We start from the raw sequence: 12477 nt of genomic DNA, 5'->3' as shown, positions 1-12477 counted from the left end.
TTCCTATAGACAGCGGTTATTCCAAATAACAGTGCCAAATCAATTGATAAATTCGTTGATTTTTCCCCACAATTCATTGTCAAAACTTGAAGGCCCAAGTAGGTCTTCGCCTGAGTCTTCCCCCATCCTGATGACCACCAATCCTTTGCTAGGCACAACATAAAGCTTTTGGTCATTTTTTCCCAGACCACCATACATATCCGAAGGTGCGTTTTCGACTAATGGCCCGCTAAATTCCAACTGTGAAGCGGGTGCACGGTAACTTGACTTTCCGTTCAACCACCATAAATATCCATAGGCCCGGTTTAGATTTTGCGAAGTACTTTTCATGGAGTTTAAATATTCGGTATCGGCCAAAATAGTTTCTCCGTCCCAGACACCATTATTTAGATTTAAAAGTCCGAAACGCGCCATACTTCTTGCGGAACTGAAGTAAACATTATTTAGGTCATCTGTTGAGAACCAAAAACCATCCATTCCAATTTTATCCCGAAGACTTTGATTGAAATAGTCTGACCATTCCGTTTCAGTGGCATTGGCGACTACCTTTTGTAACAAGGTATAGGGCCCATTGTGATAGGCCCATCTGCTGCCCGCATCGGCTACGTATGTTAGGCATTCAGGTGTAATACAATCAAATTGTTGATCGTTTAACCCCGTGGTCATCGTCAATTGATGTTTGACCGTTATTAGGGCCTCCTTATCCGCTTCCAGTGCCGTCCATCCTGTTTCGAGATAATCTGAGGTTTTGTCATCGCTATTCAAAAAACCATTTTCTTGTGCCAGGCCGACCGTAAATGCCGTCAAGGTTTTTCCGGCAGAGGCCCAATACCAACTCGTATTTTGGGTGTGTTCATTCAAGTACCATTCTACGGCAATTCTTCCGTCTTTTAAGATAATGAACGCTTTTGTGCCGTTGTTTTCCAAAAAGGTGCGCAATTCTTGTTCATTTTCAGTGTTCCAACCAAGTTCTGAAGTAGTTATGGTCGCCCATTCCGCCGATTGGCTTGGTGGAAAATAGAGATTTGCGACTATTGGTGTTTCTTCTTGTTGAATTACAGGGGCTTCATCAGCGGTAGTTGAGCACCCAACGAAAATCAAACTCCAAATTATTAAAATGAACAGCGGTTTCATGAACTTACTTTTTCTTGTAGGACGATGTGGTCCTTTATTGGTTTAACGCGGTCTTTAAAGAATTATGCATTAAAATCGACCAATTGCAAAAGGGTGTTGTATTTTTGCCATCCATTCAAAAAAATATGCGTACAAAATCCCTTAAAAAGAATAAAATCAATGTAGTAACCTTAGGTTGTAGCAAGAACATCTATGATTCTGAGGTTTTAATGGGGCAACTTCGGGCAAATAATAAGGAAGTGGTTCATGAGGAAGAAGGTAATGTAGTTGTGATCAATACTTGCGGATTTATTGCCAATGCGAAAGAAGAGAGCGTCAATACGATTTTGGAGTACGTTGAAAAGAAAGAAGCAGGTGATGTTGATAAGGTTTTTGTTACCGGATGTTTAAGTGAACGCTATAAGCCAGATTTAGAGAAAGAGATTCCGAATGTAGATGAATATTTTGGTACCAGTGATCTACCCAATTTGTTGAAAGCCCTAGGTGCTGATTATAAACACGAACTTATTGGTGAGCGGTTGACGACGACCCCAAAAAACTATGCCTATTTAAAAATTGCGGAAGGTTGTGACCGACCTTGTTCGTTCTGCGCCATTCCATTGATGCGGGGCAAACATAAAAGTAAGCCCATGGAAGCGTTGGTCGAAGAAGCTGAAAAATTAGCAGCCAATGGGGTCAAAGAATTGATTTTGATTGCCCAAGACTTGACTTATTACGGTTTGGACCTATACAAAAAACGAAATCTTGCCGAACTATTGGAAAAATTGGCGCAGGTGGTGGGAATTGAGTGGATCCGCCTCCATTATGCCTTTCCCACAGGTTTTCCAATGGACGTCTTGGAGGTAATGAAAAAAGAACCTAAAATCTGTAATTATATCGATATTCCCTTACAGCATATTGCCGACCCGATTTTAAAGAGTATGCGTCGGGGAACCACAAAGGCAAAGACTACAAAATTGTTGGAGGGCTTTAGGGCCGCGGTCCCAGGGATGGCGATTCGAACTACGTTGATTGTCGGTTACCCCGGTGAGACCGAAGAAGATTTTCAAACCCTAAAAGACTGGGTGGTCGCTATGCGTTTTGAACGTTTGGGATGCTTTACGTACAGTCATGAAGAAAACACCCATGCGTTTCATTTGGTCGATGATGTTCCCGAAGAAGTCAAACAGCAACGCGCCAATGGGATTATGGAGGTTCAGGCCCAGATTTCATGGGAATTGAATCAAGAACGGATAGGGAAAACGTACCGATGTATCATTGATCGAAAAGAAGGCACCCATTTTATTGGCCGAACGGAATTCGATTCACCGGATGTCGATAATGAAGTACTTATCGATGCCACAAAGCACTATGTGAAAATTGGGGACTTTATCGACATTAAAATAATCGAGGCTTCCGACTTTGATCTGTATGGAGAGCCGGCTATAGCGTAACGTAGGCAATTAACTTCTCAACGGTTGGGTGGTCATTACCACCTGCAGGTTCTATGGTAATATTCAAAGACTCGGCCTTGTCAATGTATTTTAGGGTAATCAACTCTTCATCGGTTGGCAACAATCCCATATCGATCATTTCGCCATCTACATCACTCCACATTTGATAGGTACTGTTATCTGGAAGTTCTGGCAAACCCTGCGCATTGACCATAACGATCCTTCTGTCATGGTTCACGTAGGCCACGGCCCTAGAATTGGGCGCCAAGTTGTTGCCATCAAGAATCAACGGAATGGTTTTTGGGCCATTTATGGTTTTTAAACGCCGATTGGTGAGCAAATAGTCTTCTTCTAAAGCATTTAAACGTTCTTGCAATGAAATGGTTTGTTCTTGTAGGATTTCAAAATCATTTTTTGCGTTTTGCCAACGATTGAACATCCAGAAAGCAGAAAGTACAAATAAGATCGTCAAACTTGCAGCCGCGTAGCGCCAACTTTTTGGCATGGGTATCACCTTTGATTCCCCCAATCTTTTTTGTAGTCTCATTTTAATATGTCCAGGCGGTGCAATTGCATTCTCAAAAGCCATTCTTTCAAAATCTTCTTGTAAGGCTTCGAATTGTTTTTTTAAACCTTCATCATTTGCAATAATTGAACTTAATTGCTGACTTTCTGCCGCTGAAAGTTCATCCAATATGTATTTCTCCAATAATCCCTCTTCCAATATTTTCTTTCTATCCATCATCAAAAAGTTTCTAATAGTAACCAAATGATCAGCAGTTCATGCTTATAGCTCTCACGCAACAATTGTAGCGCTTGGCGTATGTAAGATTTGAAAGTGCCCAAGGGCACGCCCATTTCCTCATAGGCCTCGCGATGGGTGTATCCCCTAAAATAAACCAATGAAATCGCTTCTTGATGATGCGGCTCCAACCTACTTATGGCGCCATTGAGCTCGGTAAAGTCAGGTTTTGGTTCCAATATTGTTTTAGTAGTATCTACACGTAATTCTTCGTTTTGGATGAGTAAATCGGGTTTTCGTAAAGCATTTAAGGTAACATTCTTTGCAATTCGGTAGGCCCAAGTGTAGAATTTACCTTTTGAGGCATCATAAGTGTCGATTTTTTGCCAAATCTTAACAAAGGTTTCCTGCAGTAAATCTTCGGCCAGAACTTGATTTCGACACATTCTTAAGATCACGCCATATAAGGCGCCCGAGTACTTATCATATAATAGGTACAGGGCTTTTTTATCCTTTTGGGACAGGCGGTCGATTATTTCAATGTCATCTTGATGATGTGACATAAGCTATGTTAAAGATATGATAAAATCGGCAGGAACTCATCCAACACATTTTTTAGGGTGTACATAGTAACAAATAACATTGAAAAATTAATCATTCTATTAAACAATTAAAACACAAAAAATGAAAAAAGTAATTTTTATCCTTTCAACGATCGCATTGACCCTTTTCACACAAACGACTACTGCTCAAAAATCCCAAGATATTGTGGATATCGCCGTTTCGGTTGATGATTTCTCAACACTGGTCACCGCTTTGAAAGCAGCGGATTTGGTCGGAGCATTGAAAGGTGACGGGCCATTTACGGTATTCGCACCGGTAAATTCAGGATTTGCCAAAATTGATGCCAATACCCTAAATTCTTTGTTGAAACCAGAAAACAAAGAAAAGCTATCCGCAATTTTAACGTATCATGTAGTCGCAGGTAAGCTGGCGGCATCCGATGTTGCGGCAGCTTTGGAAAAAGGTAACGGTAAAGCTGAATTGACTACGTTGAATGGTGGTAAGATAACTGCCGTTAGTAAAGATGGTGGCATCTTTTTGATGGACGCCAATGGCAATTACAGCAAAATCGCAAAGACCGACGTTATGGCTTCCAATGGTGTGATTCATATTATTGAAGACGTGGTAATGCCATAATAGGCTTACCCATTCTGTTAATAATGGATAAAGGCATCACTTTGATAGTGATGCCTTTATTTATTTGATTCCAATTCATAATGATACAGTTCCCTACCCAATTGCGCCAAAAAGGGAATGCCGATTTCGTCATACTCGTAATTATCATTATTGAATATACCGTCTTTATTGACCAATATAGTTGCAGTGACCATAAAGTCGATTTTGTTTTTCTCATCTATGATATAGGCACAATCGGTCAACGTACCATAGGCATAACCGACTTTATTGAAGATTTTGATATGATCGGGAATAACATCCTCTGAATCACCATACATGAAAAACTTTCCATAACTATCATAATATTCCTTCGCATCATAACCTGCATTCTTTGGCAAGGTATGCATGGCTTTCAACAAAAAAGTACGTTGCTCCTTACTTAGATTGAAACGTTTTTCTTTTGGGAATTGATTCGGGAAAATCACTCGTTTCAAAAGTTCATGCTGTGCATGGATGGGATAGTAGTTTTTTAGCCCAAAATCGAAGGGCTCCGAATATAATGAATCGCCCGAAAGAAAGCCCTTCCCTTTTTTTATGTGCTTCAATTGCAATGGGGTCGCACTTGCACTTATGATACTGGCCGTGGTGGCCGTAGTACTGTCATTTAGGTAGATTATTAAAGGTTTCGTAACGATGTCATCAGCATTTGGCGTCGACAGGCGATGTGAAATACGAATCGGTCGAACACCGCGGTCCCTTATCATTTTGTTCAGATTATCTTGACCGATAAATTCAATAAGCCTATTGTTCGCTGCATTGTCACTGACTGCAAAAATTTCTTCTATTGCCCTTGCGAATGTTGTCTTGATGGAGTCCCCCTCAACATAAAACAAGGTATTTCTACTTAGGGTATCGACCTCATTTAATTTTTCAAGGGCCGCAACAGCAGCAGGAAACTTTACGGTACTTGCGGGGTAAAAATATATGGATTCATCTACTTGAAAATCGAAATCGTTAAAAATGATACTGTCGTTTCTTCGATCTATCTTGGTATAGCGTATTTGAACCTCGTATTGGTCAATACTATCCATAACCCTTTTGATGCGATCATCTTTCGATGAGAGTACTGCCTCTAAAGGATTAGCGGGCCCCTGTTCTGAACATGAGATTTGAAGCCCAATAAGCACTACTAAAAAATAATTCTGATAACGCATAGGTTCGAGTTATTGGTCTTCCGTTTTGTATATTTCGCCTCTATGGGGTCTCAGGTCATCTCGAGCTTGGATCATTTCAAACTCTGCGACCACTAGAAAAGCGATACTATGCATATCACTTAAATGTTTATGGCCCGTTGTATCGAATTTCAATTCTTCATTAAAAATATATTCCTGCAAGTGTTTCTCATAGTGTTCCGCCGTTTTAGCCGCGGCGGGTCCTTTAAAATCCCAAATAAGTTTGATTTTTCGATCCAGTATTTTTTCCATGCTATGCTACTTCTAATAAAAACTACTTCTTTATCTTTCAACCCGTTCGAGGTGCAACGAAAATAGTAAAATAATCAACTCAGTAAGGCTGCTAAAAATGTGTTAATCCATTTTATAACAGCTTGTATGCCTAGAAGTAATTGTTATTTTTGCGCAATGCCCTTGCAAAAAAACCTTATTGAAAAGTGTGTATTGCTCGTAGTGCTGCTGGTCGCTACTGCATGCGGGTCTTTTATAAAAGATGACGATGAAGTCAAGCCAATAGCGCGGGTCGGTGAATCCTATTTATATCCTAATGATATCCAATCTTACATAACGAATGAGATGTCTGCTCAAGACAGCGCTGCTTTTGTGGTAAACTATATCAACAAATGGGCGTCAAAACAATTGTTGTTGTCAAAATCCAAGATCAACCTCTCTGAAGAACAATTGCAGGAATTCGATCGTTTGGTAAGTGATTACCGTACTGATTTATACACTAGGGCCTATATAGAAGCTTTGGTGGGTTCGGCAAATGATACTGTTGTCAACCAACAGCAATTGACCGATTTTTATGGAAAACAGAAAGAAAACTTCAAGTTGAATGAAAAATTGGTGCAGTTGCGCTTTGTGGTATTGCCAAACCAATTTTTGGACCAAGAGGAAGTGGTGGCAAAACTCAAGTCATTTAAAGAACAGGATAAAGCCTATCTGGACTCCATAGCCGTCCAATTTAAAAAAATACATTTCAATGATTCCATTTGGGTAAGCGCCTCACGGGTGATGACCGAAATCACCCCATTGAACTATGGTAATCAAGAAAAGTACCTAAAGAAATCACAATTTTTTGAGTTGCAAGATTCATTGGGGGTATATTTGGGTAAAGTAACTGATGTTCTTGAGGTTAACGATATAGCTCCACTAAACTATATTATACCAGATATCAAGAGGATAATTTTGAACCGTAGGCGATTGAAATACGTTCAAAAATTGGAGACCGAAATTATTGATGAAGCAATTAAGGAAAATGAGTTTGAAATTTATGAAAATCAAGATTAGTATATTTTTTTTAGGATTGGTTTGTTCCCTTTCCGCACAAAACAATGATGATACAAGCAGGGTATCTACAGAAACTGCTGAGGTGCAAAAAGATACCGTTAACAACGCGAATAAGATAAAGTTAGATGGTATCGCAGCGGTCATAGGCGACTATGTTATTCTTGACTCTGATGTCGAGAAAACACTGATCGATTTAAAGAACCAAGGTGCTTCCACCGAGGATATTACCAAGTGCCAGCTTTTGGGTAAGTTAATGGAAGATAGGTTATATGCCCATCAAGCCGTTCAAGATAGTTTATTGGTGTCTGACGATCAGGTAAATGCACAGAGTGATAGGCAAATCCAGCAATTGTCGACCCAAATCGGGAGTATCGAAAAAATGTTGAAGTACTACAAAAAGCCTGATTTAGAAAGTTTTAGGGCCGAGTTGTTTGAAATCAATAAGTTGCGTATGCTTTCAGAGAAGATGCAAGGAAAAATCGTTCAAGAAATTGAGGTTACCCCAGAAGAGGTCAGGCAGTTTTTCTATAATATTCCAGAAGAAGAACGCCCTGTTTTCGGTGCCGAACTTGAAATCTCACAAATCGTGAAGCAACCCGAGCCATCTGATGTAGAAAAGCAAAAAGTCATCGATAGGCTTAATGGCATCAAACAAGATGTCGAAGAGAACGATGCCAGTTTCAACGTAAAGGCCATTTTGTATTCACAAGATCCCGGTTCAAAACCTAGGGGTGGACTTTACACTGGGGTGACGAAAAATAGTGGCTATGTGAAAGAATTCAAAGATGTCGCTTTTAGCTTGAGGGAAGGCGAAATTTCAGAACCATTTGAAACGATGTTCGGTTACCACCTTATGAAAATAGAAAAGGTAAGGGGACAAGAAGTGGATTTGAGGCATATTTTGATGATACCCGAAGTATCGGAAGAAGCTTTGAAGAAAGCGGCAACGGAATTGGATACCATACGTCAACAAATTCTTGATGGAAAATACTCTTTTGCAGAAGCCGCTTTGAACTTTTCTGACGAAAAAGAAACCAAGTTCGACGGGGGGCTGTTGCGAAACCCGATAAATTTCGATTCTAAGTTCGAGCTTACCAAAATGGACCCATCGCTTTACAATCAAGTCAGGAATATCAAAGATAACGAGATTTCAAGGCCTATACGTGAAGATGACCCTAGAGGGGGAGCCCCCAAGTTCAAAATCATGCAGATTACGAATCGATATGATGAGCATAAGGCCGATTTTGCCCGTGATTATATCAAAATACAAGAGCTTGCCTTGCGCGAAAAACAGTTCAAAGCAGTACAAAAATGGATGAAGGAGAAAATCGAGGATGTTTATATTCAGGTAGGTTATGAGAACAAAGACTGTGATTTTGCTAATAATTGGGTAAAAAACTAATATGTCAGACGTAACTGCGATTGAAAACCTTGTTGAAAAGCACAAAGCCCTAAAAAACGAGATTTCTAAAGTAATTATCGGTCAAGAAGAGGTAATAGACCAGATTTTACTATCCATTTATACTGGGGGTCACTCATTACTCATAGGGGTTCCTGGTTTGGCAAAAACATTAATGGTCAATACCATTGCCCAAACTTTAGGATTGGATTTCAAGCGTATTCAATTTACCCCTGATTTGATGCCGAGCGATATTTTAGGTTCAGAGGTCTTAGATCAGAATCGGAATTTTAAATTTATCAAGGGCCCTATTTTTGCCAACATAATCTTGGCTGACGAAATCAACCGTACCCCACCAAAAACCCAAGCTGCCCTGCTTGAGGCAATGCAAGAGCGTTCGGTAACCATAGCCGGGCAACAACATAAGTTGGAGCGGCCCTATTTTGTTTTGGCCACACAAAACCCCATAGAACAAGAAGGTACTTATCCTTTGCCTGAGGCGCAATTAGACCGATTCATGTTCGCGATTCGATTGACCTATCCATCAATAGCTGAAGAAATCGATATTGTCAAGGCAACTACGGCCGATAAATCGGTTATCCTGAATACCCTTTTTAGTGCTGACGCAATCAACGAAGTGCAAAGTTTGGTTCGAAGGATCCCGGTACCTGACAATGTAGTGGATTATACTGTTAGGCTGGTGAACAAAACAAGACCTAATCTTGAGGGAGCGAGCGAATATGTTAAAAATTATGTCGATTGGGGCGCAGGTCCGAGGGCCTCACAGAACTTGATCTTAGCGGCCAAGGCCCATGCAGCGGTAAATGGCAAATATGCCCCCGATATTGAAGATGTTCAGGCAATCGCAAAGGGAATTTTGAGACATCGTATTTTAAAAAATTACAAGGCTGAAGCCGAAGGCATATCCGAAGACCTGATCATACAAGAATTGTTCTAAGCCCACACTCGGAAAAATAAGGCTATCGTACCGCATGTCGTTGCATAATTCGTTCTAACTTTTTGTTAAAGAAAAGTCTTAGGATTAGTTAAGGTATTGTTTTATTCCCGACTACATTTTTGTAATTTTAACGAATTCAATCCTAAAAACAACTTTGCACAATGGCGTTTGATATTGACATGATTAAAAAAGTCTATGCTACTATGGGAGAAAGAGTAGCCGTAGCAAGAGAACTAGTTGGTAAACCATTGACATTATCTGAAAAAATACTGTATTCACATCTATGGGACGGTAATCCTACCAGGGTCTTTAAGAGAGCGAAGGATTATGTCGATTTTGCACCTGACCGTATCGCATGCCAAGATGCGACCGCCCAAATGGCCTTACTGCAATTTATGCAAGCTGGTAAGCCAAAGGTTGCCGTACCAACTACCGTTCATTGTGATCATTTAATTCAAGCCAAAAGTGGCGCAGCTGCCGATTTAAAGTCAGCGAACACGACCAGTGCCGAGGTTTTTGATTTTTTGGAATCCGTTTCCAATAAATATGGAATCGGTTTTTGGAAACCTGGTGCGGGTATTATCCATCAGGTAGTATTGGAAAATTATGCATTTCCTGGTGGGATGATGATAGGAACGGACTCCCATACGGTAAATGCAGGTGGATTGGGAATGGTGGCAATCGGGGTCGGTGGAGCTGATGCCGTTGATGTGATGGCAGGTATGCCATGGGAATTGAAATTTCCAAAATTGATAGGGGTAAAGTTGACCGGTACCATTTCAGGATGGACGGCTCCAAAAGATGTTATTTTAAAAGTTGCTGAAATACTTACCGTAAAGGGTGGAACCGGGGCAATCGTAGAATATTTTGGTCCTGGTGCCAAAGCATTGTCATGTACCGGTAAAGGAACTATATGTAATATGGGTGCTGAAATAGGGGCAACTACCTCGACATTTGGTTATGATGAGTCCATGGAACGTTATTTGCGTGCCACTGAGAGGGCTGATGTAGCCGATGCTGCCAATGAAGTTAAAGAGCACTTGACCGCTGATGATGAGGTTTACGCAAATCCTGAGCAATATTTCGATCAGGTAATTGAAATTAACTTATCAGAATTAGGGCCACTCTTGAATGGTCCTTTTACACCGGATCTATCAACTCAGGTTGGAAGCGAAATGACCGAAAAGGCCACAGAGAACGAGTGGCCAATTCAAGTGGAATGGGGATTGATAGGTTCTTGTACGAATTCATCCTATGAAGATTTATCCAGGGCGTCATCCATTGCACAACAGGCATTGGATAAGGGTTTGAAGATGAAAGCTGAATTAGGGATCAATCCAGGTTCCGAACAAGTGCGGTACACCGCTGAACGAGATGGCATCCTTGGTATTTTCGAAAAATTGGATGCGAAGATATTCACAAATGCCTGTGGACCGTGCATTGGACAATGGGCTAGATACAGCGACCCCAAGAACGCACCAAAAAACAGTATAGTACACTCTTTCAATAGAAACTTTGCGAAACGGGCCGATGGTAATCCGAATACGCACGCTTTTGTCGCCTCACCTGAAATAACGGCTGCAATAGCCGTTGCTGGAAGGTTGGATTTCAATCCTTTGACCGATACATTGATCAATGAGAATGGGGAAGAGGTGAAATTCGAAGAACCTACCGGTTGGGAACTACCACCGAAAGGTTTTGAGGTAGAAGATGCCGGTTTTATACCCCCCATGGAAAACGGTAGTGGGGTTCAAGTCGTGGTATCGCCAACATCTGAACGATTACAATTGTTAGACCCATTTGTGCCGATACAACCCGAAGAGTTAAAAGGCGTGAAATTGCTGATAAAGGCTTTTGGAAAATGTACCACGGACCATATTTCGATGGCTGGCCCTTGGTTACGCTACCGTGGTCATCTTGACAATATTGCCAATAATACCTTAATCGGTGCGGTAAATGCCTATAACAAGAAAACGAATTTTGTCAAGAATCAGTTGACCGGCGAATATGGAGGGGTGCCTGATACGCAAAGGGCCTATAAAGCTGCAGGAATTCGATCTATTGTCGTTGGTGACCATAATTATGGAGAAGGTTCTTCTAGGGAGCATGCAGCAATGCAGCCACGTCATTTGGGTGTAGCTGCGGTTTTGGTAAAATCATTTGCACGAATACATGAGACCAACCTTAAAAAACAAGGTATGTTGGGACTTACCTTTGCCAATGAGAATGACTATGATTTGATTCAAGAAGACGATACCTTTAATTTTGTGGATATTGAGGGCTTTGCACCTGACACACCTCTAACTATTGAAGTCGTTCATGCTGATGGAAGTACCGATACCATAGTGGCCAATCATACTTACAATGAGGCTCAGATCAATTGGTTTAAAGAAGGCTCTGCCTTGAATGTAATCAAAAAAGAAAATGCTTAATCAGCAATTCAAGAACATAAGGGCCCTTGATTATCAAGGGCCTTTTCGTTTTAATCCAAACTATCTATGGCGGTAAAGAAAAAGACTGTTCTTAACATTGTTGTCATTCTTTTTATACTCTCCTTTTTTGTGACCCCTTTAGGGCATTATGGTAAACTTTTTTTGAATAGGATATTTTCATTCTCACCTTACGTGGTGGCTGAGGCCAATAGAAAGAAGATCACGGACTATGATTGGCGTCTAAAAGATGCCGATTGGAATTTCTTTAATTTTCAAAAATCACAGGGGAGGGTTATTCTGGTGAATTTTTGGGCCTCATGGCGATTACCCAGTGAGGCTGAATTAAGCAGTATCCAGAAATTGTATGACACTTATAAGGACAAAATGGACTTCTATATCATTACCAATGAAGATCGCCCCCCCGTCGAAGAGTTCATTGCTAAACAAGGATACACTTTTCCTGTTACCTATTTGATTATCGGAGATAAATCAGCAGTTAAGATACCTGAGAAACCGCCATATTCTTACCTTATAGACAAAGACGGCTATATTGTTGTTGAACAAGATGGAATAGCCAACTGGAATACTGCAACGGTAAAGAAAATTGTGGATGACCTGCTAGCAGAATAGGATGTCCCAAATAACTACGATATCATTTTTCAGGTTTACTTCATTTCA

The 12477-nt window shown here is 40.7% G+C and carries 12 protein-coding genes; 7 read left to right on the top strand and 5 right to left on the bottom strand.

Annotated elements, in window-relative coordinates; all coding sequences use genetic code 11:
- Nucleotides 1–39: 39 nt before the first annotated feature.
- The gene (locus AACM45_RS12995) at nt 40–1134 is read right to left on the bottom strand and encodes a serine hydrolase domain-containing protein (RefSeq protein ID WP_339143216.1); all 1095 of its coding nucleotides are present in this window, start codon (nt 1132–1134) and stop codon (nt 40–42) included.
- A gap of 125 nt (nt 1135–1259) precedes the next feature.
- On the opposite strand from AACM45_RS12995, the gene rimO reads away from it, so the two are divergent.
- Entirely contained in the window at nt 1260–2567 is a 1308-nt protein-coding gene (gene rimO / locus AACM45_RS12990) for a 30S ribosomal protein S12 methylthiotransferase RimO (RefSeq protein ID WP_339143215.1), read from the top strand.
- On the opposite strand, the gene AACM45_RS12985 is transcribed toward rimO, so the two are convergent.
- Together AACM45_RS12985 and AACM45_RS12980 are read right to left on the bottom strand one after the other, a co-directional pair.
- Nucleotides 2557–3312, bottom strand: coding sequence for an anti-sigma factor (locus AACM45_RS12985; RefSeq protein WP_339143214.1), 756 nt, complete (start codon nt 3310–3312; stop codon nt 2557–2559). The genes rimO and AACM45_RS12985 overlap by 11 nt on opposite strands.
- Nucleotides 3312–3872, bottom strand: coding sequence for an RNA polymerase sigma factor (locus tag AACM45_RS12980; RefSeq protein WP_339143213.1), 561 nt, complete (start codon nt 3870–3872; stop codon nt 3312–3314). The genes AACM45_RS12985 and AACM45_RS12980 overlap by 1 nt, the downstream gene beginning before the upstream one ends.
- Before the next feature lie 121 nt (nt 3873–3993).
- On the opposite strand from AACM45_RS12980, the gene AACM45_RS12975 reads away from it, so the two are divergent.
- The gene (locus tag AACM45_RS12975) at nt 3994–4509 is read left to right on the top strand and encodes a fasciclin domain-containing protein (RefSeq protein WP_339143212.1); all 516 of its coding nucleotides are present in this window, start codon (nt 3994–3996) and stop codon (nt 4507–4509) included.
- Nucleotides 4510–4565: 56 nt separating this feature from the next.
- On the opposite strand, the gene AACM45_RS12970 is transcribed toward AACM45_RS12975, so the two are convergent.
- Nucleotides 4566–5702, bottom strand: a complete 1137-nt coding sequence (locus AACM45_RS12970) for a serine hydrolase (RefSeq protein WP_339143211.1) — start codon at nt 5700–5702, stop codon at nt 4566–4568.
- Between the two features lie 9 nt (nt 5703–5711).
- Nucleotides 5712–5972: a hypothetical protein gene (locus AACM45_RS12965; RefSeq protein ID WP_339143210.1), complete on the bottom strand. Its 261-nt coding sequence runs from the start codon at nt 5970–5972 to the stop codon at nt 5712–5714.
- A 126-nt stretch (nt 5973–6098) separates the two neighbouring features.
- Here AACM45_RS12965 and AACM45_RS12960 point away from each other — a divergent pair, with 126 nt between their 5' ends.
- From AACM45_RS12960 to AACM45_RS12940, 5 genes are all read left to right on the top strand, one after another.
- Nucleotides 6099–7010 carry a peptidyl-prolyl cis-trans isomerase gene (locus AACM45_RS12960; RefSeq protein ID WP_339143209.1) on the top strand — a complete coding sequence of 304 codons (912 nt, stop codon included), beginning with the start codon at nt 6099–6101 and terminating at the stop codon, nt 7008–7010.
- A complete protein-coding gene (locus AACM45_RS12955; protein WP_339143208.1) occupies nt 6994–8412 on the top strand; it encodes a peptidylprolyl isomerase in 1419 nt (472 codons plus the stop codon). Before AACM45_RS12960 ends, AACM45_RS12955 begins: the two co-directional genes overlap by 17 nt.
- Before the next feature lies 1 nt (nt 8413).
- On the top strand, nt 8414–9367 hold the full coding sequence (locus AACM45_RS12950; protein ID WP_339143207.1) for an AAA family ATPase: 954 nt from the start codon (nt 8414–8416) through the stop codon (nt 9365–9367).
- A gap of 161 nt (nt 9368–9528) precedes the next feature.
- Nucleotides 9529–11799 (top strand): aconitate hydratase, encoded by a 2271-nt coding sequence (locus AACM45_RS12945; protein WP_339143206.1) that lies wholly within the window; start codon nt 9529–9531, stop codon nt 11797–11799.
- A 66-nt stretch (nt 11800–11865) separates the two neighbouring features.
- Entirely contained in the window at nt 11866–12429 is a 564-nt protein-coding gene (locus AACM45_RS12940; RefSeq protein WP_339143204.1) for a TlpA family protein disulfide reductase, read from the top strand.
- The last annotated feature ends 48 nt before the right edge of the window (nt 12430–12477 follow it).

The sequence above is a fragment of the Croceitalea sp. MTPC5 genome (genome assembly GCF_036985505.1).
Taxonomy (GTDB): Bacteria; Bacteroidota; Bacteroidia; order Flavobacteriales; family Flavobacteriaceae; genus Croceitalea.
This window is presented reverse-complemented; position numbering and strand designations above follow the sequence as displayed.